This window comes from Acinetobacter sp. ANC 5054 (genome assembly GCF_002135295.1).
Classification (GTDB): domain Bacteria; phylum Pseudomonadota; class Gammaproteobacteria; order Pseudomonadales; family Moraxellaceae; genus Acinetobacter.
On record NZ_NEGG01000003.1, the window covers coordinates 198,710 to 221,700 of the forward strand.

Annotated in this window: 25 protein-coding genes and 1 riboswitch; of the genes, 10 read left to right on the forward strand and 15 right to left on the reverse strand. The window is 38.0% G+C overall.

Features of this window, described 5'->3' with window-relative positions; all coding sequences use genetic code 11:
- Positions 1-97: 97 nt before the first annotated feature.
- Together B9T33_RS04670 and B9T33_RS04675 are read right to left on the reverse strand one after the other, a co-directional pair.
- The gene (locus tag B9T33_RS04670; RefSeq protein ID WP_086177792.1) at positions 98-742 is read right to left on the reverse strand and encodes an RluA family pseudouridine synthase; all 645 of its coding nucleotides are present in this window, start codon (positions 740-742) and stop codon (positions 98-100) included.
- Between the two features lie 132 nt (positions 743-874).
- The gene (locus B9T33_RS04675) at positions 875-1,564 is read right to left on the reverse strand and encodes a phosphopantetheine-binding protein (protein WP_086177793.1); all 690 of its coding nucleotides are present in this window, start codon (positions 1,562-1,564) and stop codon (positions 875-877) included.
- 200 nt (positions 1,565-1,764) lie between these two features.
- On the opposite strand from B9T33_RS04675, the gene B9T33_RS04680 reads away from it, so the two are divergent.
- Positions 1,765-2,151 carry a hypothetical protein gene (locus B9T33_RS04680; protein ID WP_086177794.1) on the forward strand — a complete coding sequence of 129 codons (387 nt, stop codon included), beginning with the start codon at positions 1,765-1,767 and terminating at the stop codon, positions 2,149-2,151.
- 163 nt (positions 2,152-2,314) lie between these two features.
- Here the strand turns inward: B9T33_RS04680 and ppa are convergent, their stop codons facing one another.
- The gene (gene ppa / locus B9T33_RS04685; protein WP_086177795.1) at positions 2,315-2,839 is read right to left on the reverse strand and encodes an inorganic diphosphatase; all 525 of its coding nucleotides are present in this window, start codon (positions 2,837-2,839) and stop codon (positions 2,315-2,317) included.
- A gap of 18 nt (positions 2,840-2,857) precedes the next feature.
- Positions 2,858-3,238 carry a fluoride efflux transporter CrcB gene (gene crcB, locus B9T33_RS04690; protein ID WP_086177796.1) on the reverse strand — a complete coding sequence of 127 codons (381 nt, stop codon included), beginning with the start codon at positions 3,236-3,238 and terminating at the stop codon, positions 2,858-2,860.
- A 112-nt stretch (positions 3,239-3,350) separates the two neighbouring features.
- Positions 3,351-3,418, reverse strand: a riboswitch (Fluoride riboswitch).
- Between the two features lie 209 nt (positions 3,419-3,627).
- On the opposite strand from crcB, the gene B9T33_RS04695 reads away from it, so the two are divergent.
- Entirely contained in the window at positions 3,628-4,524 is an 897-nt protein-coding gene (locus B9T33_RS04695; RefSeq protein WP_086177797.1) for a LysR family transcriptional regulator, read from the forward strand.
- Positions 4,525-4,533: 9 nt separating this feature from the next.
- On the opposite strand, the gene B9T33_RS04700 is transcribed toward B9T33_RS04695, so the two are convergent.
- Positions 4,534-4,962 carry a thioesterase family protein gene (locus B9T33_RS04700; protein WP_086177798.1) on the reverse strand — a complete coding sequence of 143 codons (429 nt, stop codon included), beginning with the start codon at positions 4,960-4,962 and terminating at the stop codon, positions 4,534-4,536.
- A gap of 14 nt (positions 4,963-4,976) precedes the next feature.
- Positions 4,977-5,738 carry a class I SAM-dependent methyltransferase gene (locus tag B9T33_RS04705; RefSeq protein WP_228145785.1) on the reverse strand — a complete coding sequence of 254 codons (762 nt, stop codon included), beginning with the start codon at positions 5,736-5,738 and terminating at the stop codon, positions 4,977-4,979.
- 106 nt (positions 5,739-5,844) lie between these two features.
- Here B9T33_RS04705 and B9T33_RS04710 point away from each other — a divergent pair, with 106 nt between their 5' ends.
- Complete coding sequence (locus B9T33_RS04710) at positions 5,845-7,062, forward strand: CynX/NimT family MFS transporter (RefSeq protein ID WP_086177800.1); 1,218 nt, start codon at positions 5,845-5,847, stop codon at positions 7,060-7,062.
- A 216-nt stretch (positions 7,063-7,278) separates the two neighbouring features.
- Here the strand turns inward: B9T33_RS04710 and B9T33_RS04715 are convergent, their stop codons facing one another.
- The 4 genes from B9T33_RS04715 to B9T33_RS04730 all read right to left on the reverse strand — a co-directional run bounded on the left by B9T33_RS04715 (position 7,279) and on the right by B9T33_RS04730 (position 10,826).
- Positions 7,279-7,692, reverse strand: a complete 414-nt coding sequence (locus B9T33_RS04715) for a GlcG/HbpS family heme-binding protein (protein ID WP_086177801.1) — start codon at positions 7,690-7,692, stop codon at positions 7,279-7,281.
- Positions 7,693-7,798: 106 nt separating this feature from the next.
- Positions 7,799-9,097, reverse strand: coding sequence for a glutamate-1-semialdehyde 2,1-aminomutase (gene hemL / locus B9T33_RS04720; RefSeq protein ID WP_086177802.1), 1,299 nt, complete (start codon positions 9,095-9,097; stop codon positions 7,799-7,801).
- A gap of 163 nt (positions 9,098-9,260) precedes the next feature.
- Positions 9,261-9,881 carry a thiamine phosphate synthase gene (gene thiE / locus B9T33_RS04725; RefSeq protein WP_086177803.1) on the reverse strand — a complete coding sequence of 207 codons (621 nt, stop codon included), beginning with the start codon at positions 9,879-9,881 and terminating at the stop codon, positions 9,261-9,263.
- A 561-nt stretch (positions 9,882-10,442) separates the two neighbouring features.
- Positions 10,443-10,826 (reverse strand): DUF962 domain-containing protein, encoded by a 384-nt coding sequence (locus tag B9T33_RS04730; RefSeq protein ID WP_086177804.1) that lies wholly within the window; start codon positions 10,824-10,826, stop codon positions 10,443-10,445.
- 333 nt (positions 10,827-11,159) lie between these two features.
- Between B9T33_RS04730 and B9T33_RS04735 the strand changes: the two genes are divergently transcribed.
- Both B9T33_RS04735 and B9T33_RS04740 read left to right on the forward strand, forming a co-directional pair.
- Positions 11,160-12,620, forward strand: coding sequence for a CYTH domain-containing protein (locus B9T33_RS04735; protein WP_086177805.1), 1,461 nt, complete (start codon positions 11,160-11,162; stop codon positions 12,618-12,620).
- Positions 12,621-12,866: 246 nt separating this feature from the next.
- Complete coding sequence (locus B9T33_RS04740) at positions 12,867-13,304, forward strand: hypothetical protein (protein ID WP_143223993.1); 438 nt, start codon at positions 12,867-12,869, stop codon at positions 13,302-13,304.
- Positions 13,305-13,439: 135 nt separating this feature from the next.
- On the opposite strand, the gene B9T33_RS04745 is transcribed toward B9T33_RS04740, so the two are convergent.
- Positions 13,440-14,072, reverse strand: coding sequence for a hypothetical protein (locus B9T33_RS04745; protein ID WP_086177807.1), 633 nt, complete (start codon positions 14,070-14,072; stop codon positions 13,440-13,442).
- 109 nt (positions 14,073-14,181) lie between these two features.
- On the opposite strand from B9T33_RS04745, the gene B9T33_RS04750 reads away from it, so the two are divergent.
- Complete coding sequence (locus B9T33_RS04750; protein WP_086177808.1) at positions 14,182-14,577, forward strand: DUF3144 domain-containing protein; 396 nt, start codon at positions 14,182-14,184, stop codon at positions 14,575-14,577.
- 174 nt (positions 14,578-14,751) lie between these two features.
- Positions 14,752-15,816, forward strand: a complete 1,065-nt coding sequence (locus B9T33_RS04755) for an amidohydrolase family protein (RefSeq protein ID WP_086177809.1) — start codon at positions 14,752-14,754, stop codon at positions 15,814-15,816.
- Between the two features lie 105 nt (positions 15,817-15,921).
- Here the strand turns inward: B9T33_RS04755 and B9T33_RS04760 are convergent, their stop codons facing one another.
- Both B9T33_RS04760 and B9T33_RS04765 read right to left on the reverse strand, forming a co-directional pair.
- The gene (locus tag B9T33_RS04760) at positions 15,922-18,696 is read right to left on the reverse strand and encodes a M16 family metallopeptidase (RefSeq protein ID WP_086177810.1); all 2,775 of its coding nucleotides are present in this window, start codon (positions 18,694-18,696) and stop codon (positions 15,922-15,924) included.
- A gap of 152 nt (positions 18,697-18,848) precedes the next feature.
- On the reverse strand, positions 18,849-19,673 hold the full coding sequence (locus tag B9T33_RS04765; RefSeq protein ID WP_086177811.1) for a PhzF family phenazine biosynthesis protein: 825 nt from the start codon (positions 19,671-19,673) through the stop codon (positions 18,849-18,851).
- Between the two features lie 122 nt (positions 19,674-19,795).
- Between B9T33_RS04765 and B9T33_RS04770 the strand changes: the two genes are divergently transcribed.
- Positions 19,796-20,383 carry a flavin reductase family protein gene (locus B9T33_RS04770; protein WP_086177812.1) on the forward strand — a complete coding sequence of 196 codons (588 nt, stop codon included), beginning with the start codon at positions 19,796-19,798 and terminating at the stop codon, positions 20,381-20,383.
- A 144-nt stretch (positions 20,384-20,527) separates the two neighbouring features.
- Positions 20,528-21,259 (forward strand): hydroxyacylglutathione hydrolase, encoded by a 732-nt coding sequence (gloB, locus tag B9T33_RS04775; protein WP_086177873.1) that lies wholly within the window; start codon positions 20,528-20,530, stop codon positions 21,257-21,259.
- 67 nt (positions 21,260-21,326) lie between these two features.
- Here the strand turns inward: gloB and B9T33_RS04780 are convergent, their stop codons facing one another.
- Both B9T33_RS04780 and B9T33_RS16345 read right to left on the reverse strand, forming a co-directional pair.
- The gene (locus B9T33_RS04780) at positions 21,327-21,593 is read right to left on the reverse strand and encodes a hypothetical protein (RefSeq protein WP_086177813.1); all 267 of its coding nucleotides are present in this window, start codon (positions 21,591-21,593) and stop codon (positions 21,327-21,329) included.
- A gap of 203 nt (positions 21,594-21,796) precedes the next feature.
- Positions 21,797-22,021: a hypothetical protein gene (locus tag B9T33_RS16345; RefSeq protein ID WP_171263572.1), complete on the reverse strand. Its 225-nt coding sequence runs from the start codon at positions 22,019-22,021 to the stop codon at positions 21,797-21,799.
- Positions 22,022-22,729: 708 nt separating this feature from the next.
- On the opposite strand from B9T33_RS16345, the gene B9T33_RS04790 reads away from it, so the two are divergent.
- Complete coding sequence (locus B9T33_RS04790; protein WP_078188846.1) at positions 22,730-22,933, forward strand: hypothetical protein; 204 nt, start codon at positions 22,730-22,732, stop codon at positions 22,931-22,933.
- Positions 22,934-22,991 lie beyond the last annotated feature (58 nt).

The window sequence follows — 22,991 nt, forward strand, 5'->3', positions numbered from 1 at the left end:
CCGTTATTTGAACAAAAATCTAGACCTTTAAGCAATATATTTTGACATAAAGCCCACTAAAAAGTGAGCAGAATTCTTTGGGATTTAAATGATTTTCCTAAAACGGAACTGGGCAATGAAATTCGACCATTTGTTCAGTTTCAGGATGAAGAAAACTCAGACGTTCAGCATGTAAACATAATCGCGGCATGAGCTGTTGTTGCTCAGGCGTTGCATAGAGCGTATCACCGACTATTGGATGACCTAAATATTGCATATGCACGCGAAGTTGATGTGAACGCCCAGTAATTGGAGTCAACTCAACACGGGTCACGGGGCTGCCCTGAATTTCAAAGTGTTCAGTGGCTTTCCAATGTGTCAATGCTGGTTTGTTGTGTGCAGGATCTGCAATGTGTAATGGTGGATGTTCAGGATCATAGATCACAGGTACATCGACCGTACCTTCACCTTCTAAAGTTCCTGCAACTAAAGCTTGATATGTTTTCGAGGTTTGACGTTCTTGGAACTGCCGTGAAATACGGTTTTGTCCTTGGCGGGTTAATGCGAAAACTAAAATACCTGAAGTGTCTCGATCTAGACGATGAATCAATAGGGTTTTAGCTTCGATTTTCAATAAACGATTGATCACACAATCTTGTAAATCTGCTGTTTTTCCCGGAACTGTGAGTAAACCTGCAGGTTTATGAATCACCATAAAGTCGGTGTCACGATGTATCAGGTGTTCGGTTAGAAAATTACTCAAAGTTCAATCCTGTCTGATCTCGAAAAACAAGGCGGCAATGATAAAAAGCTTAGCCAACAATTACAATGCACAAAGCTCTATTTCCCGACGTATTTTCCGATTTAGAACAAAAATAATTCCAATAAACTCAGTTTAATCTGAATTCAGCAAAATTTTCAGTAAGCTGTTTAGGTTTGGGTTGTCTAAAAGATCCTCATAGCGAATATTTGCACCATTGGCGCGCCATAATCCAACAAGACTCACCATAGCAACAGAATCCAGACCATAACCACGTAGATCTTGCAATGGATCAATTTCTAAAGCTTCCATATCCAACTGCTCAGCCACTGCAAGTAATATGCCTTTAGCAGACAACACATACTCAGTCGGTGCACTCAAACTCCATAGTCGCGTTACACTATAGCTATTCATGTGGTGAAATCCCTGTGTTGTCAGGCTATCCACCCATTGTATATGCTGCTCTTGATTGGCTAATAATATCGCATCATCCACTACACATATTTGTTCAGTCACACTGTTTAAATGAGGCAGAATTTGCCTGAGCATTGGGGTAATTTGACCTGCAAAGATCAACTGTGGATGGCTTGTGGCATATTCACCAAGTTGCTGCATGCCTTGTAATAAATCAACAACTGGAATTTCCAAGGCTTTGGCTTTATTACTCAATTGGATTAAATTTTCCATGAGAGCAGTTTCTTGCATACCCTGCTGCGCCCGTAAATTTTGTAATCCCACAAGTACCAATACTGACTGTGTTGATGATAACTGCCATTTTGATAGAGAAGGTGCAAATTGGATTTTCTTGGGCATGGGGTACAGCATGACAAACTCTTAAAAGCAGAATAGGCATAGTTTAATGTAGATACTGGCTATATTTAGTGTTTATTTTTATTCAGTCTTATTAAAAATTAAAGTGCCATCACTCTAATGTATTTGTACAATAATTGAGTTATATTTAAAATAATTGCAAGCTTTCACAAAACGAAAAAATTAAACCTTTACGATAAGAGGCCACATAGATAATGACGTATTATTTGAGAAATTTTTTAGGCTCATTTGTAGGTTTATCAGCTTTTGCTGGCGCTATGTTAATGCTGTTTGAATTTAACAAATCCGAGGCTTATGATATCCCAGTGATTATCTGTGGAATCCTGCTTATGATAGTAGGACTAACACTCATTGGCTATTTGAATGCAGCCACAGCACCTAAAAATAAGACCAAGCAAACCTTATTCCTACATTCCATATTCGTGATTTTGCTCTTCGCTACTGATTTAATTTTTGGCAATATGGACTTGTTTTTCGCTACTTTAAGAAACGTATGCTACTTTGTAATATTGCAATTTGGTGTTTATCTTTATGTAAACAAGCAGGAAATGAGCTTCAAAGCTTTTCTAAAATCAACATAATAAATATTATAAGAAGCTAAAGAATTATCACTATATTATTTAGTTTCATAATTTTTTAATTTTAAAGCCTAGACCTAGAGTCTAGGTTTTTTCATTTCGTATAACAGCCATTATGTTAAATGGGACAAAAGTGACCTCAGATTTGAGGCCATTTTTATCTAAATTATTTATATGCCTGAATCGATTTTAAAATTTCAGCTCTAGCTTCTTCAAGATTGCCCCAGCCATTAAATTTCATCCATTTACCTTGTTCTAAGTCCTTATAGTGTTCAAAGAAATGTTTCATTTGATCTAACTGTAGCTGAGGAAGATCACTAATATCTTTAACATTGTTATATAGAGGGGTGAGCTTAGAATGAGGTACTGCAATGATTTTTGCATCAATACCCGCTTCATCTTCCATATACATTATGCCAACAGGTCGGCTACGGATTACAGCACCTATTGCAACAGCATGTGGAGCTATTACAAATACATCTAAGGGGTCACCATCTTCACTTAATGTTTGCGGGATATAACCATAATTATATGGATATGACATAGCTGTACTTAAGAAACGATCAACCAATAAGGCATCATATTCTTTGTTCACTTCGTATTTAACTGGTTTTGCATTTGCAGGAATTTCAATGATGCTATAAAAGTCATCTGGTGGATTAATACCTGCTTGTATATTTTTAAAACTCATAATTTTTCCTTTTGATTATTAGTGGTTTGTGAAAGTTTGATGCGTTAATATTCCTAGCAAAGTGAATATTAATGAGCCAATGACATGTATAGCTATAGTTGAAAGAGCATATCCAAATTTTGAACTTTGTAATAATCCAACAACTTCTATTGAGAACGTTGAAAAAGTAGTTAATGCACCACAAAATCCTGTAATAACAAATAATTTATAATTTGAGTTTATTGAACTATTTGCAAAAAAAGATACTGCGAATCCAATGACAAAAGCACCAGCTAAGTTAGAGACTACTGTTCCAAAAGGAATATTTGCAAAGATGCTATTTAATTTTAGGCTAATACCCCATCGTAGCCATGCACCAAGCACAGAACCAAGAGCAATTGATAAAAGAGATATATACATGATTACTCCTACTGTACAGCAGTAGGAGGAAGATAGGGTATTTTAAGGGAGAAAAACATATTGTGGCTCCATTTTGTAAAAACAGAGCACGCACCTACGTACCCTGCTTGAGGGAAACGTAGGCATCATCAGCCAGAATTGGCGGTTTGTGTAAGGAGGAGTACCATCTCCTTTGTGCTTAGATTCTAAAAACTATTACTTAAAATATCAATAATTTTTTACTTTTTCTAAAATTAATATGGTAGAAATTATAGGAAACTCTGAGCTTGGATTAGGGCTTTATATATTGATTTCGTTTAACTGTAATGATGTTAATAGAAGGATTTAACTAAAGAAAAATCAGATTTTATTATATAATTAACTTATGCAACCCTTTTCTTACATATAAAATGAAGATAAAACTACGTCGTATTGAAGTGTTTATGGCCGTTATTGAAAACGGTAGCTTTTCTGCTGCCGCACATGCATTGGATGTTGCTCAATCTGCGGTCAGTATTAGCATCAAAGAGCTAGAAAAAGAATTAGGTACACAGCTTTTTATTCGAGCTAACCGTAAAGTTGAACTAACAGAAAGTGGTCGTCTTCTCAAGGAACGTGCAGCTCCCGTAATGAGCTTGTTAATGAATGTGAAGGATGAACTCAAGGATCTGGAAAATCTTTCTATTGGTCAATTACGTATTGCAGCCCCAGCAATGGTGACTCAATTTGCACTCTCTCAAGTGTTGCCGAAGTTTATGGCGTTATATCCCAAAATCCATATTAAAGTTTATCAAGCAGGTGCATTGGAAATTGAAACTTTGGTGAAGAAAGAAGCTTTGGATTTAGGCTTAACTGTCTATAAAGGAATACAACCTCAAGTTGAGACGGAATATCTCTGGGATTTAAAAAATGTGGCTTGTGTTTCAGCCTCACTCCATCAACAACTTGGTAAAGCTGAAAGCATTTCTTGGGAAAAACTACTCACACAGCCTTTAGCGATCTATCCAACTGGATACCATCAACGGGATTTACTTGAACGCCATTCAGCCACTTTAGGCATTCCGTTGAATATTGTGTTGGAGTCAGAAAATCCAGCGCTTATTTTATCTACTGTACGTTCAGGTTTGGCCATAACTACCTTACCTTTGGCTGCGCTTGAAAATGAGTCAGGTATTATTCCACTAAAACTTCCTTACCAGAAAGGTGACTCCTTAAAGGTCGGTGCATGTTGGTCATCTGACCGACCTCTCAGCAGTGCTGCAAAAACTTTACTAGAGTTCCTAAAAAGTTATTCTTCACCTTTCTAAAATGTTTAATTAAGGCCCATTTGTCGCTGTTGATTTGGCTTGAACACGGGTCAGGAATTTTTCATGATCGATAATAAAACGCTCATGAGTTCCTTCACAAATCACATCCACTTCATCTCGGCATATTACAGCAAAGGTTAATTTTTTCCCTTCAATATGCTTCAACGTAACTTCAACAGTGACTTTCATGCCAACTGGAGTGGCAGCACTATGACTGAGGTTGACATGTGTGCCGACCGTTCGTTGCTGAGGCTCAAGATAGGGATGCAGCGCTTCTACACAAGCCCATTCTACAAAACCCACCATATAGGCTGTGGCAAATACCAGTGGCATATCGGCAAAGCCAGTAAATTTCGTTGAGACGTGAGGAACTGTTAAGGATTCATCAACTATAATTTCTTGTGTGTAGGTCAAGCTAGATGGAATATTGTTTGTCATATTTTTTCCTTAAATTATGCAGCATTTACTTTTCCAGCTCGGATAGATAAAGGCCAGGTAATTTTTTTCTTGATAGCAGGATCTTTCCATTCAGCTAATAATGTTGTTCTAAATTGACCAACTGGATTAAAACTGAGCACTTTTTCAGCCTCTTTTGTTGCAGACCAAGTATTAAAATAGCCCATTAATTCATCTAGATTCCAAAATGCCTGCATGTTGACCTCAGGAACCTCTACTTCGGGAAATGGAAAAGACAAGTTTCGGTATCCGTCTTCAACATGTTTTCTTTCGGCAGGCCAATATGGACCAATGGTCTGATAATAGAATTGTTGAATAAGCGTATCGACAGAGCCTTCTACATGCAAAACACCATAAGTAATGAGGGCTAAAATCGCATTGGGTCGGGCAATACGCTGCACTTCCTGATAAAAGCGATCCAGATCCAGCCAGTGTGCAGCTTGTGCAACCGTAATCAGATCGACTGATTCATCTGGCAACCCGCTATCTTCAGCTAAAGCTGTTCGATAGATTACACCTTCCCATTTTTTGGCTTTTTCAATTTGAGCAGAACTTGCATCTGTTGCAACGACTTCATCAAATCTTTCTGCTAATAGCACTGAAAGCTGCCCTGTACCACAACCGCAATCCAGTACACGATTTTGCGCTGGGCATAGATAAGCTAATTCATCTACCAAATCGATAGGATATATAGGACGGTAGGCTGCATAGCCTTCAGAACCTTTAGAGAAATGATCCTTGAATTCTAAATCTTTCACGCTTTCATCCATTGTTTAATTTCAGACCTATATGATAATCTAATATATATTATTTAACATATATATTTAATATATGGATTGTATGCGTTTTATATAGGGAATAGGCATGAGTACACAAGAGATTTATTCAACAGCATCACCATCCTACTCCCATCCTAAGACATTGATTTTCTGGGCATGCAGTTTAATTTTGGTCGCCTTTAATTTACGGACCATCTTTCCTAGTTTTGGTGCGTTAATGCCGGAGATTAGACAATCACTGAATCTCAGTTCGGGATTGGCCAGTTTAATCACCACATTACCTGTACTTTGTCTTGGTTTATTTGCACCTTTTGCACCGAAATTGGCACAAAAACTGGGAATTGAAAGAACAATATTTATCATCATGTTTGTTCTTATCGTCGGTATTCTCTTACGAGGAACAGGAGAGCTTAGTGGTTTATTAATCGGTACGATTTTGGCCGGTGGCGCAATCGCGATTATTAATGTTTTACTACCTAGCCTGATTAAACGGGACTTTTCTCAATCTATTGGGCTAATGTCAGGTTTGTATGCGATGGCTCTATTAGGAGGTGCAGCTATTGCAGCAGGAACAACGCTCCCTTTACAGCAATTTTTTCATGGGGACTGGTCAAGCGCTTTAGCGATATGGGTAGTCCCTGCGATATTGGCTTGGCTTTTCTGGTTATTTCAATATCCACAACATAGCGTCCCCCTAAAAATCATTGCTCCTAAAATTCGTGGTCTGTGGCAATGCAAATTGGCATGGCAAGTCACGCTGTTTATGGTACTCCAATCAATGTACTCATTTACTGTATTTGGCTGGTTATCACCATTCCTTAGGGATCGGGGAATTGCTGTTTTTGATGCCAGCCTGATTGTATCGAGTTCTATCTTTTTACAAACTATCGCCTGTTTTCTGGCTCCGGTCATTGCTACCCGTCTTCCACATCAGTCATGGTTTAATGTCGTTGTGGTTTTACTGACTGTGATTGGCTTTATCGGCTGTTTGATGGCACCCTTACACACAATTTGGTTATGGGCGGTGATCCTGGGGCTGGGACAAGGGGCTTTAACCTCTATTGCGATGGCCATGATTGTTTTACGTTCAGAGAATACACATGTGGCAGCACAATTATCCAGTATGGTGCAAAGTGTCGGTTTTGGATTTGGTGCTTTTGGACCGTTGATGGTAGGACTGCTGTATCAGTCACCGGGCCATTTTATAAAGGTTGAAATCTTTTTAGCCTGCGTGGCACTTGCTTTAATTTATGTTGGTTTTAAGGCTGGACAAGATCGGTATGTGTCTGTAGAAATAGTTTAGCATTCAGATCAATCTTAAAGATTTTCTAAAATTAACATAATACCAATTATACGAAATTCTTGAATTTTTCTTATAAGCATCAATATCTTAACTAAATTCGTTCCAGTAAACAGCGCACTGAAACGGCTTTTTTGTGATTATTTACGTTCCACGCATCATTGGCTATAAAACTAAGAATTTTTACTAAAGCTAAACTTACAAATCTCTAAGGAAGTTTTATACCTGCGCCAAAAACTTCTCAATCGCCTGCTGTGCAATCTCAGCATCCTGAAAAGACTTCACGCCAGACACACCCATTGCACCCACCAACTGCCCTTCATAGAGAATTGGCTCACCGCCTTCGAGCATACCGTTAAAGTTTTCCATGGTTAGAAAACCCATCTGCCCGCCTTTAATTAAATCTTCAAACAATTTAGATGGACGCTTACTGATGGCTGAACATTTGGCTTTTTCTAAGCATAAATTTGCTGTCATTGGCGATGCGCCATCCATACGTTTCATCGCCAACAAATTACCTGTCTCATCCGTTACCGCAATGCTGACATTAAATCCATTTTCTACAGCATAAGCATGCGCTGTGTTTAATAAAAATTCTGCATCTTCCAAAGTTAAATAATGTTTGGTTTTCATTTAAAAAATCCTTTTTTCAATACATGTTTAATCATGGGACCACAAAAAAGCCCACAGCAAGCTGCGGGCTTTATTCTAAATCAGAATTTACTCATTAAAATGAAAATTACTTCATTTCAGCAAATACTTCTTTCGCCATTTCAATGGTAAATGCAATATCTTCATCGCTATGCGCACTTGAGAAGAAACCTGCTTCAAAAGCTGAAGGTGCAAGGTTTATACCACGTTTTAGCATACCGTGGAAGAATGTACGGAAAGCATCTACATCACATTTCAAAATTGAATCAAAACCCGTGATTTCAGTTTGATCTGTGAAATATATACCAAACATGCCGCCCACTTGCTGAGTAAAAAACGGAATACTCGCCTCATCTGCTGCAGCCTGTAAACCTGCAAGCAAGCCTGCCAATTTTTCAGTTAAAGTTTCATAGAAACCTTCTACACGAAGATGTTTAAACATTTCGATACCGGCACGCATTGCAAGCGGGTTGCCTGACAATGTACCCGCTTGATATACCTTACCAAGCGGCGCGATGCATTCCATCACTTCACGTTTACCACCAAAAGCACCCACGGGTAAGCCTGCACCAATGATTTTACCTAAAGTAGTTAAGTCAGGTGTCACGCCATAATGTGCTTGTGCACCCCCTAAACCAACACGGAAGCCTGTCATCACTTCGTCAATAATGAAAACTGAACCATGCTCATCACATACATCACGAATGGCTTGTAAGAAACCTTCAATTGGTTTCACCAAATTCATGTTGCCTGCAACAGGCTCTACAATCACGCCCGCAATTTCAGAGCCGAATTTGGCGAAGCATTCTTTCAGCATAGCAATATCATTGTATGGAAGTGTCAAAGTGTGTTTAGCAAAGTCTGCTGGAACACCTGCCGAAGTTGCCTCACCCTCACCTTTCGTTAACAAGCCTGAACCAGCTTTAACTAATAACGAATCTGAGTGGCCATGGTAACAGCCTTCAAATTTCACGATTTTGTCACGACCAGTATAGCCGCGTGCAAGACGGATTGCCGTCATGGTTGCTTCCGTACCAGAGTTGGTCATACGTACCAATTCAATTGACGACATAATTTCGCAAATAATATCTGCCAAAGTCGTTTCATGTACCGTTGGTGCACCGAAACTTAAACCATCTACCGCAGCTTCTTGCACTGCTTTAATAATATCTGGCTGCGCATGACCTAAAATCATTGGGCCCCATGAACCCACGTAGTCAACATAACGTTTGCCGTCTACGTCGTATAAATAAGCACCTTGAGCTTTTTCAATAAATACAGGTGTTCCACCGACACCATTAAAAGCACGCACAGGTGAGTTCACTCCACCCGGAATGTGTTTACTGGCTTGTTTAAACAACTGTTCTTGCTTTGGAGATAAGCTCATGAATGCTCTCAACTTAAAAAATAATTCAAATTAAATTAGGGTCTAATGATAATTCATCTACGTTTACGACTACGCATTTTTTGCAGCTATGAAGCGCCAACGATGAAATTTCGTCATACTAAATCAGGTGTTTTGAACAAATTAATGGCAAAAACAATGCTGATTATGCAACTTCATTAAAAAGTTCAGACCACTCGTCTAGACGTTCAGGAATGTGGTTCATTGGACGTCCTAATATATCACTGATCACTGCACAATAATCGGCGCCAGACTCAATCACAATTTTGGAATTTTCAACTGTTAAACCACCAATTGCACAAATCGGCACGTTCAACTTTGCTTTTGCCTGTTTTAAAGTTTCTAGCCCAATATCGCCAGCTTCTGGTTTAGTATCAGTCGCGTAAATTGCTCCAAACGCCACATAATTAGCACCATCTGCAATTGCTTGTTCAGCCAATTCGAGAGAATTATTACAACTGCGACCAATTAATACCGTTTTAGGCAAACGTGCTACCGCATCCACAATTGATCCATCTTCTTGACCAAGATGCACACCAACACCGTATTTCACCGCCATTTCAAGATCATCATTAATCACAAAAGGTACGCCATATTCAGCACACATCGCCTTCATGTATTCCACTTCGTAAATTTGATCTTCTTTTGCGACTTTTTTACGTCGATATTGCAGTACAGCAATACCACCATTGGACATTGCGCCTTCTAATTTTGCTAAGAGGAGTTCCAATGGATCATCATTGGTAATGAGGTATAAACCACACATAGTAGAATCACATCTAAAAACTTTTGATTATTATAACAATTAGGTCTATGAAATGTTGCCTCAACTGTATTATTTCATCCACGAAGACGGTATAGGATCAGTTTTATTTTCTAGTCGCCAACTTAGAGAAGTAGATAAATGAAATTTATGCATTATTTGGCAAAAAATACCTATTTTCAGGTATAGAACAAAACTGATACAAATTGTTTAATACAACTACAGAAGAACACAAAAACACAGCGCATAAAAACACTACATAATAAAAAAGTGGTAATCGTATTAGACTTTTTGGTGCTTGGTAAGAAACGCTTTGGGGAGCGTTCAGAGCATCAAAAAGTCTACCTATTTTTATGAAGGAGATTTTCTCTCTAGTATAAAAAAAGCCTAGAGAAGGTCACTCTAGGCTCGGAAAACTTGGGTTTAACGGCAACTCAGTTATTTCACTTCGCCTGCATTAAACAATAACTCAATTATTAGACTAATCACTCTAAATTTGCAAGTTTTTTAGCCCAAAATACAAGAATAAAATTCTCTCAATATAACCATTTGTTTAATAATTAATTAACTATCAATTTTATCTAAATTTCGGTCTTTTAAGCTTAAGTTACCCTTCACAATATCTGACAACATACGCCAGTCGGAAATGAAACTATAGAACGGTTGCTTAAAACTTGCAGGTTTGTTCTTTTCAAACATGAAATGCCCGACCCATGCGCAGGCATATCCTGAAAGTAAACCGTAGGCAAAGTAACGAGGTTTCCTTTTTAAGATCGCTTGAGAGAAAAAATACAAACCGATACTACTCCCCGTTGCATGTAAACGACGGCTCATAATATTGCGATGTTCAGTCAAATAAAATCGATAGAACGTTGGATAATCGCGAATTGGCAGTTGAAATTCTGGCTGCTGCTCGTTGTCGAACTTTGGCTGTATAGATGCATTCATTATGTTCATCCTGAACTGATTTCTATCAACATAGCTTAAATTTTACACATTTTAAAGTCTTCACCTTTTTGCAAGTAGAATTGAAACTTATGTGGAGATTTTCATATCTAGTTTCTTGTTTGAATAACAGACTTTTAGATTTATTCCTAAGTATTAATTCTAGATTTCTTGCTTCGTCAAGACTTACATCTCAGGGCTTTTTGTTTACAATCGACACGCTATAAATTGAATATGCTTTATATCAGTTTTAGATTTACCCTTTATTTCATAAAAAATTTAATTGCGATGTCTTTATGTACTTTGCATAAAGTTATCAGCTCAGGACAATAGATAATGGTTGAAGTTGAATTAAAATTTCAGATTCCAGATGCACGTCGTATGGCTTTACTCAAAGCAATTGACCCTAAAAAATCGGAACAAATTCAACTAAAGGCAAAATATTTCGATACGCCAGACCGACAAATGGCGGAAAACCGTGCTGCATTACGCCAGCGACTTGAAGGCACACGTTGGATTCAAACCCTTAAAGCGGCTGGAAAAAGCCATATTGAACGCTTTGAGCATAATATTGATCTTGGTGAATCTGAACAAGCACCTCCGCTGGATTTAACCATTTACGCAACTGAGCCTGAAGCACAGACCGTCCTCAAAAATACATTGGGCAATCAACAAGACCAACTTAAGCTTCAGTTTGAAACTGATATTTTACGGACTTATCGCGTAATTCATTTTGAAGATGCAGAAATTGAGGTCAGCCTCGATGTTGGTTGTATTCGTACGGAAACATCGGAAACAAAAGTTCACGAAGTTGAATTTGAACTAAAAAGTGGTTCAATCAAATCACTTTTAGCCTTTTGCTTTGAGTGGGTGAAAAAATACCATCTTTGGCTTGATGTGCGCAGTAAAGCTGAAATCGGTAATCTATTGGCTATCGAGTCAGCGGTCAGCCCAGCGACCGAAGCCAAAGAATGTCAACTCAGCAAAAAAGATCCTGCAAGTAAAAATCTTCGTATCTTGATTGCGCAGCACATGCAGCACCTTTTGCCCAATATTGCAGCCATTTCAGCAGGTGTCGCTGAATCTGAACATATACTGGAAGCACAAAAAGCATTACATCATTTGCAATTATCTATTTCTTTATTTAAAGATTGGAATAGCGATATTGTTGAAAAATGGGCTATGCAATTAGGTGCATTCAAACAGCAATTTGAACAGTTGCATCATTTTGAGCATATGCAAAGTACTTTGGGTGGTTTTCTACAAAACCCAACCACTTCAGAAACCTTAACCAAAGACATTTTGTATGCCAAAGAAAAGCTAGGTAACTTAGTCAAATCGACGCAAAACGTACATCATTATTTAGAATTGTTGATGTTTAGCCTGAACACTGAAGATGCGACTCAACAACATGACTTTAAATGGTATGCGCAAACCACGCTGCAAAACCAATATAAGGCCTTGCAAGAAGCATTAACCGATGCAGACATCAGTAATTTTGACAGCCTCGATACGCTATCAATTCGCATTCAAGAACTTAAATTTAGCTTTCCAATTTTGACTTCAATTTACGATGTTAAAAACTTACAGAAATATAGTAAGGCCTTGAATGATGCGCAGCTAGCTGCTCAGGAATACCAAGTACTCTCTTCTTCTGCCCAATATATTCAACAAACTGAACTTGAAGCGAGTGATTGGTTTGTATTGGGTTGGCTTACAGCGAAACAAGAGGTTTATGCGGAACGTTTACTGGATGCTACTGAACAGTTCTTGGTCAGCCGCAAGCTCATCAAATAATTAATTTGATTCAATAGACTCATCATTGATAAAGGGGCTCATCCTTAAGCCCCTTTTATTTAAATATCATTAAATAATTCATTTTTTAAAACTTTCATACATTTATCTTCAAATCTACTCTCAAGACATTGGAACCCACGTCATTCATAGGTTTCGCTTTGAAATATTTTGAGAAGCTATTTTTTTGTTTTATCCGAAAAAACTCTTAAAATATGGTATCTGAAACAGATTGTTCAGGGTGGTTCCATGATAAAGAGACACATACCTGCTTTTATTTCACCACAGCATTTTCTGATCATTTTGGGCTGTACTTCTGCCATGTTGCTTATTGCCTGTAGCGAACAACACAAACCTGTACAGAATACTGAAATTAGGCGTACTACCTCCACCTCAGCGGAAATTCAAACGCCATCTAACCAGAACCTAGACTTAGCACAACACACTTTTAAAGTACTTAGAAACAACCCAGAAGATTATGGTCAAGAGTCCTATCAAATCAAAACCAATGAAGGGAATTTAAGTATTTATAGTTTGAACTTAAATCATGCTCAAGGGAAACTACTGTCTAGTGTCAAGGCTGGCGAATGTCTAACCCTATCCAGTCAAAGCGACAATTTTATCCCAGTCGATGGCTATATTAGCGTAATGGAATTAGGTGAAATTCGAATTCACCCATGTAAATAACGCATATCTCTTATTGTTTAAAGATTATTGAAAATTATTTGACCTAGATAAATAAAGACCAAGAGTAAAAAGCTAAATTTGAAGGTAACTTCCATCAAATTTAGCTGATATTTTTGCTTATGTTTCTTTTATAACTTAACGATATTTTCCAAAAATTTTCCATGTTTTGTTATCTGCTAGTGGATCACTGTAGCTATCACTACGTGCCTTTCTCGGCTTGTCACGCGCATCTACCAATTCAAAATCATTTTCCACACTCAATACAATCCCGTTGACATAAAATCGGGTGCGGGTGTAATCACTTTCGCCGTGTTGAAACACGTAAGTTCTTAAATCAATAAATTCACGATGCGCAACCAGTGCTGCCGTATCATCACTATCAAGCCACAGACGCATTGATTGGATTTGGTCGGGTTCAAATTGACCGCACTTTTCCATCAAACTCGCAATGCCACGAAATGTTTTCGATTCTTTTGCACGGGTTTTATTAATGCGTATCCGATCTACATGAAAATAAAATAAGGGTAGATTAAGATGACTCGGCAAATGAATTGCATCGAGTACCTCATCTTCCATAAACGGTTGAAACAATTCTTGTGCACGCTCAATCAGCCCTGTCCACTGCGCATAATATTCAGCAACTTCAGATTGAGTGCCGTAATAAATAGGCAAGCCTTCGACATTGGCAAGATTTGCTGGTGGCCAAACATTCTGCCTAAGTTGAGCGATATCACTTTTCAAACTCTGTACCGCAATTGCATCTTGCATCGGTTGTTCCAAATTTAGACTTAGGCTATTTTTAGATTAAGTGAAAGGTTTAGTTTCTGCAAGGCTTTGCCTATAATACGGGATTAGATTTTTAAGTTAGGACTCATTCATGGTTCAAAAGATTGAAGCTACTGATGTAACCGAAGAAGAAGCGTTAAATGCTGCTTTCTTTGAACGTGCTGATGAATTTATTAAGCAAGCCAATGAATTTTGTCGTCTAGAAAAAGGCTCAGCGGTTAAACCAACCGAAATTCGTGGTCAAGTCAGTGCTGCAATGCTCTTTGGTACTGCCCGTTTCAATACTTGGGTTGCTGCTAACGGCTTTAAAGATGGTAAAGAGATGCGTGAAGCCAAAGACCAAGTTATGTCGTATATTCTTCAGCAATTTCAAATGATGCTCGAAGATAATTATGATGAATACTGCGAACAGTTTGAAAACTACCTACGCTTCCGTCATAACGAAGAGTTCCATGCCAATAAGCATGACCATGACCACAAGCATTAATAAAAGCCCTTCGGGGCTTTTTTCTTAAGAACTTTTATTCAATGACGCTTTGATTTAATATTTCATTCATGGGCATTGGTATGCATTTCGTCGAATTTTGAAATACACCTTCCCTTTTCATTAACAAATACAATAATCTTCTTATATACATATGGATATAGTTCAAGGATAGTCATGCAGCAACTCGATTTCTCCATCGTCGATTCACACATCCATCAATGGGATCCATATAACACCCCACATGCAGCATCACTGGCCGTCAAACTTCTCGGCAAACACCCTTATTTGCTGGATAAAATGGTGCGCATGGTTAAACCTCAAGATTTAATTGATACCGTGGGTTTAACGACGCATGTGACTGCACCTTATTTACCTGAAAATTATAAGCAAGATGCAGGTGAATACGATATTGAACAGATTATCCATATTGAAGCAAGTTGGCATGACCACAAAGGTAAAGGCGTTGTCGGAGAAACTCGCTTTATTGAGTCATTACCATTTAATGAAAGTACCGTAAAACTAGGCGGCATTATCGGGACAGCAGACCCCTGCGACAGCAGCTTTAAGAAAATCCTCAAACTACATAAACAAGCGTCACCACATTTTCGCGGTATTCGTAGAATGGCCGCAGTGCATGAAGACCCTAAAATTCATGCTTGGGCAAATGAGCCACATTTGTATACCAATAAAAAATTTATGAAAGGCTTTGAAGCTTTGGCACAAATGAATTTAAGTTTTGATGCTTGGGTTTATTCAGACCAAATCCGCGATGTGACTGCATTGGCGAGAGCATTTCCTGAGACTTCAATTGTACTCGATCATTTTGGTACACCTGTGGGTGCCTTTGGCGAAGTTGGCTCCCATACAGGGCTGACTCAGACTTCACGAGATAACATCATTTTCCGCTGGAAAGATGATTTGGCTGAACTTGCAAGCTGCCCTAATGTCTACACTAAAATGTCAGGTTTATTTATGCCTGTTTTAGGTCATCAATTTCATAAACAGAAAAAATTGGCATCCAAACAGCAAGTGTTTGACCTTTCCCTACCATTAATTCGCCATGCATTAGAATGCTTCGGCAAATATCGTGTGATGTTTGGCTCTAACTTCCCAATGGACAGTGTCAGCACAACACTCGTCAATATTATTGATGCCTTTTCAGATGCAGTGGTGAGTTATGATCCAGATGCATTGCAATTGGTTTTCCAACAAAATGCACGTCAATTTTATCGACTTTAATTCCGCTGTTATTTATCAATATTGAGTCAAATCAACCAACATTGATTGAAAGAAATGCATAAAAAAATCCTCCATATGGAGGATTTTTTGATTTTACATCCACAATTATTTTGAGTTGCTTTTCGGCGCTTGTCCGTATTGATCAGACATCACTTCAACCAATTGATCAAGCTTGATGTATTTGCGAATCGCTACATCAACATCGGCTTTGCTCAGTGCGGCAATATTTTGATCACGTTTTTCACGGAAATTCATATCACGACCTTTTTCCAATTGTGGAATTAACAGACTATGAATACGACGATCATCTTCTAAAACGGTTAAACGCTTTTTCAAAATGCTGGCTTTCGCAGCTTCAACTTCTTGTTCTGTTACCCCATTTTTCAACAATGTTTCTAGAACTTGATGCACTGTTTGAGAAACTTGTGCAGATTTGCCCGCAGTATAATTCGCGCCGATGCTGAGTACACCCGAATTTTCCCATTCATCAAAATCTACATTGGCACTAAAACCATAGACCAACGCATTTTTTTCACGCAATTCTTGTGCAAGACGAGATGATAGTTGCGAATCACCGAGGATATGGCGGAATACCTGCAATGCTGGCGAATCTGCATTTTCTACACCAACAGGGAAAGTCATAATCGCTTGGTAATTACCAAATTCACGTTGTTCAGAAAGTGCATGCACTTTTTGTGCCGGATATTGAGTAAATTTTGAGTCTAAGCGTTGATACGGTTCTTGGGTTTTCCAATCCGAAAATTCATTTTTCAATAATTTTTGAATTTGCTTCGCATCAAAATCACCGGTCACCGCAATTTGCGCATGCTGAGTTTTAAAGAACTTTTGATACAGCTGCTGCACTTGATCTCGTGTCGCAGCATTCAATTCTTTTTTAACAAGTTCAGGCTCAAAGTGATAACGAATATCACCCGGTTGATAAATCTCAACTAAGCGCGATAAAGTCATAGCTGCAACAGTGTCTGGCTCAGTATAAGGACGGTCTAAACTGGACAAACTTTGCGATTTAATCAAATCGAATTGTGACTGTTCAAAAGCGGGTGCTTTCACAACATCAATGACATATTTCAAGAACTCAGCAAATTTTTCTTTGCGTGCCACAACATTAATGCTTAAACCATTGCCATTGGCACTGACCGTTGCGCCACCACCGACATCAATAATTTTATCTGCTATTTGTTGCAAACTTTGGTCTTTAGAAGCACGTAGCATTAGGTAAGCAGTTAAGTCCAAAAGCTCACCTTTATTCATTAAGCTTTCTGCAGTACCAAAATCAAGCGCAATAGTGGCATAGGTTTTATCATCACGTGTTTGTGTAGGGAAAAGCGCGTATTGAATGCCATTTTTAAACTTGCCACGTTGAATTTGCTTTTCTTTTTGATTTAAATATTGCTTCGATTCATCGACATATTGCTTTACTTCGGCACGATAAATACTTGCATCTTTTAACGGCTCTTCTGCTTGAGCTTGTTGTGCTAAAGTTTCAGCAGGTTTTTTAGCGGCTTCTGCTTGTTGCTGTGCTTTCTTTTGATCTTCAGGTGTTGGCAAAATATTACCAATCACTCGATGTTCAGGCGTCAAAAACTCTTTATAAATTTTATTTAAATCAGTGACATTCAACTTCTGAACTTTATCTAAATCATGGAAATACTGCGCCCAATCACCATTGTATGCCACGGTATAATCACTTAAACGATCACCTAAAGCTGCTGCATTATTTTTAATATTGTCTGCCATATTACGGGTCAAACTTTTCACACGATTCAGTTCTGTTTCATCAAATCCTTTGGCTTGTTCTACCCCCTTATTCAGACTATCAGACACCTTCTTCGCATCTTGATTTGGTCCATAAATTGCACCCATAAAGACCAAATTAAAGTCTTTGTCTAACCATGTTGATGCCTGAACATTTGTCGCTGTACCCGTTTCCACAATGCTTTGATACAAATGTCCACTTGGTTGTAAGGTAAACAAGGTTGGCGAAACCGCTAATGCAGTTTTAATGGACTCATTTGAACCATTTAAATAGATATTGAATTTGGCTAAATCACTGCCCTTATGTACGGTAAATTCACGTTGTTTTATTTTTGAAGAGTCTAACTGAGGAACTTTAGGCTGTGCTGGAATTTGGCGCGAAGCAATGGGGCTAAATTGGCTATCAATTTGCTTTAAAACTGCAGCCTTATCGAACTTACCTGAAATCACCATGACCGCATTATTCGGTGCATACCAAGTGCGATAAAACTGATTCAGCTCTTTCATGTTAATAGATTGAAGTTCTTTTAAATCACCAATCGGTAAACGACCCAAATATTGGTTGCCATAAGCAGATTTCCAAACTTGGTCAATCAAAACTGAAAACGGTTGATCTAAACGTATTTCACGCTCCCGTTTTACAATATCAATTTCTGTTGGGACAAATTTTTCTTGTAGTACCAATTTATCCATACGCTCTGCTTCAAGCAGTAAAACTTGATCAATTGCAGACTGCTCAGGGCGAATCACGTTGGTATATTTGGTTGAATAATAATTGGTACTGGCATTGGTCATGAGCGTGAATTGGTCTAAACGACGCTGAAACTCATCTCCTTTGACATTCTCCGTGCCTTTAAATGCCAGATGTTCTAATAAATGTGCTAAACCACCTTTACCTTCAGGATCATTAAGTGAACCGGTAAAATACACCGTATTCATAAAGACCTTACTTTCTTTATTATTTTGCGCCAAAATTACGCGAAAACCATTGTCTAATTTATATTCATCAATCGCTTGCTCAGTTTTGACTAAAACAGGTTGTGCAAAAATTGAAGTACTTAAGCCCGCAAAAAAAAGTGAAAGCGTGAGGTGTTTAATACGCATGTAATTCATTTGTCCTATATTTATTGCATCGAAATGACGCGATATTTCGATGTTGATCGCACTTGATTTTATGCGTACACGTTATTGATTGATAGTTACTTTTTATTAAAAATCATGCTGCTTTGTATCGCAGCATGTGAATGATGGTTGCATTATTCGATAACAATCTCAGCTTGCATATACAAACGACCATAACCTGAAATTTCAATACGATCATTTTCTTGCATTACACAGTGAAGTACACCACCACGCTCTGAAGCTTGATAAGCCAAAATTTCGTTTTTATTCAATTTTTCTGCCCAAATTGGCACGATACCCGTATGAATAGAACCTGTAACTGGGTCTTCATTAATGCCATTGCCGGGTGCAAAATATCGGGAAATACAATCATATTCAGCCCCTTGTGCAGTAATTGCAACATCAATGATTGCACCTAGTGCAGTGATTGCAGTACGGATTTTACCCAAGCGTTTTAATATTTCAAAATTTGGTTTTTCATCCAAAACCTGCTGCGCAGAAGCATACTCAACGATATATGCTTGAGCATTCAAATACACATTTTTAAATGGTTGTGACAGAGCTTGAGTCAATTCGTCCGGATATTCTGTTACCAATGTCGCTTTACGAACTGGAAAATTCATTAAAATTTTTCCATCAGCGGCTTGTTGAACAGTAAAGATTCCTAAATTTTTAACATGAAATTGTATCTGTTTGGCTTGAGTATAAAATTTAAATAACACATAACTGCTGGCTAAGGTTGCATGTCCACAAAAATCAACCTCGGTTGTTGGAGTAAACCAACGTATTTGATAATTTTCAGCATCCTGTTTTTTCACAAAAGCCGTTTCAGATAAGTTATTTTCAAGTGCAATGTTTTGCATAAGCTGCTCATCCAACCACTCATCCAAGACAATGACCGCTGCTGGATTGCCTTTAAATAATTCTTGGGTAAACGCATCGACCTGATACATTTTCATGTTTGAACTCCGAAATTAGTCAATTCAATTAAAGGCTTTGGAAATTATTTTCTACGTTATATGCTATGACAGATATCTTTAAAAAATTCATCATTTTTTGATCACTTGATCATAAGGGAAATATTTTGAAAGCACATATTCGCCCCGTTCCTCTTGAAAAATCATATCGCTTACTCAACCATGGTCCGACTGTATTGGTCTCTGCACAGGATACACATTCTACAGGTGTCATGACCGCTGCTTGGGCATGCGCTTTGGAGTTTAATCCTGCCAAGGTGACTGTTGTTCTCGATAAAACCACCAAAACCCGTGAAATTATCGAAAATTCTGGTTATTTCGCATTACAAGTACCAACACTCAAACAACTTAAAATGGTTTATGCACTTGGCATGATCAGTCAACGCGATGCGCCCGAAAAGCTCCGCCAATGCGGCGTAGAATTGTTTAAATTTAATCTATCTGAAATCCCAGTGGTTGAGGGTTGCTCTGCATGGATTTTATGTAAATTAATACCTGAACCCCATAATCAACAGACGCATGATTTATTTATTGGCGAAGTAATCGCAGCCTATGCCGATGATCGTGTTTTCCGAGACGGTCATTGGTTCTACCAAGACGTCGCCGAGGAATGGAAAAGTTTACATCATGTTGCGGGTGGACATTTTTATACGATTGGTGATCCTGTTTCTGCAACGAATTTAACAGACTAAAAATTTAAACCCAACTGCTTGACCTGATCTATGGCTGCTAAATATCGTAGGTAGATTTGATGATATTTAGTGTATTTTCAATTACACGCAAGCAATGGTTTCATGCTAACGTAAGCTTAATCTTTAAACTCAGAATTGATGGATATGACGTTTAAAATACATACATTGGATGTAAAAAATAATCTGCAAAACTACATCTGGCTCCTTGAACATACCGAGAGTCATGATGTTGTTGCAGTCGACCCGACTGAGGCTGGTCTCGTTGAAGCGTATTGCCAAGAACACGGTTTAAATCTGGCGCAAATCTGGCTGACACATTGGCATAAAGACCATGTTGGTGGTGTACCCGAATTGATTCAATCACGTAATATTCCAGTTTATGGTCCACGTAATGAACTGAGTCGCATTCCATGGATCAATATCCCTCTGGACAATGATAGCCATTTTGAATTTCATGGTTTAGATATTGAAGTAACCGAAACCGCAGGTCATACCCTTGGACATATCGTCTACTTTATAGATGGAATTAAAACGCTATTTTGCGGTGACGTATTGTTCGCAATGGGTTGTGGCCGAGTCTTTGAAGGCACATTCCAACAAATGTACCACTCACTTTCACGTATCGCTGCATTTCCCGCAGATACTAAAGTGTATTGCACGCATGAATATACCCTTTCAAATGCGAAATTTGCGCGCCATGTCGAGCCTGACAACCTTGCCATTCAACAGCGTTTTGATGAAGTTGAATCCCTACGCATGTTAGGTCAATGCACTTTGCCAAGCACAATCGCGCTTGAACTTGAAACTAATCCATTTCTACGTGCAGAGAGTGTGGAGGAGTTTCAACGTTTACGGGAGTTGAAGGATAATTTCTAATTGTCTAGAAAAGATCATTACTTCAAATGATGGTGTAATGATCTGACTCACTTCTGAATGTAGTCAATTATAAAATTTGATTCGTGGCTGCAAATGCATCTAGCTCAGTTTGAGTCACTACGCGCACTGCCTGTATTTCATCAATCCTGACAAGTAACAACCCACCTAAAGCTGGCTGATAACGTCTTGCACTACCAAATGGCGTATAGGCCACTTTTGATTGCTCAGCAAAAATCAACCAATCTTCATGCCCCAACATCACTGCTACAGGTGTTTGTCCCTGCTGTAGCATGCGTTCAATTTGCACTTTTACGAATTGCTCAATCGTTTGCATATCGGTTTATCAACATTTGCTATGGTCTATTTATTTTAACTGAACTCATTATGAAACCTTCATACTTAAAAACGTTCACATTAGACTGAAAATTCACAGTATTAGAATAAAGCTCGCTGCTTCGAGGCACTTGATAAATTTTGGTACTGCATCTGCATATCGTCAAAAGCATCAGCAAAACCGACTAAAGATAACTCGTGATACTATGGAGCTTCATATAAATTTGATTCATATCGAGTTTTGACAATCAAACCATTTCTAAATTGATCAATAATATTTCGCGCGTCACGGTACAACCCCTCTCGTGTTTGTAGTACGTGGTTCTGGTCAACACGTAGTACAGAAATTGAATTTTTCACATGATCTGAACCTACATTAATACTGTAATCGTCATTCAAAAGGATCACGGTTATCTGATTCTTTTGCATCAAACACATTTTAGAGTTTTCTTGTGCTTGAAATTCACATTGGATATACCAACTGGCACGTCCTAACAAAGATCTATTTAAAGTTTTGTTGACAGAATAAGAGGCCTGAGTAGAAATTTGCTCAATTAAATTATTTAACGGATCTTTTTTGATGCTTGCTGCAAATGATGGGGATGAAACGCTAAAAATTAGAAATAACCCTAAACATCTAAGCGCGAAATTATTAAACATAAATATGTATGTGAAGCAAAAAACACCGCATGATAATCACTGAGTTAATGCTTATATTACAATTTAAGTATTTAATTTTTAAATATATTTAATACTTCAAACCAACATTATCAAGTGGCTTATAGGTCGCCTTTTATGATCGTTTCAGTTCAAACATCGGTCGCAAATTAAGAAAACAATAGGAGAAGAAAACTGTTTGTGATGCGATGAATTTTATAGAACTAATACTCGCTACATTTATAGACTTCAAAATATGGCGTTTAATAAAAATAAATTTTTAAATATTCACAATTCCTTACATTAAACAAATTACACTATAAAACAAAGCCTTAAATGAACTTATCTAAAATTATAATTTAAAAAATGTTTATTTATTCATCAAAATTTCATATTTTATTAAAAAGTTAGGTTTTTGCCCTTTAAAAAATATTTAGACACCCCTATTTATTATTTTAATGATTGATAAGGAGTTCGCTCGTGAAAAAAGTGGTTAAAGCAAAAAATTTGGTTGCATTCCGTCTATGGTTAGAAAAATTAGGCTACTCGGTTCGTACGCTCGCAGATAACCGTGGTTTCACCTTTAGTTTTAAAAAAGAATATGGTCTTGTAACGGTTGACCTATCAGGTAATGCTTTAGCCATGCAATTGGGTGAAGAATTTGAGGATCATTTAAAAGCCTGATTTGCACTTTTAATACGACCAATCAAATAGAATCAATGAAACTGAAATAAATGACTTA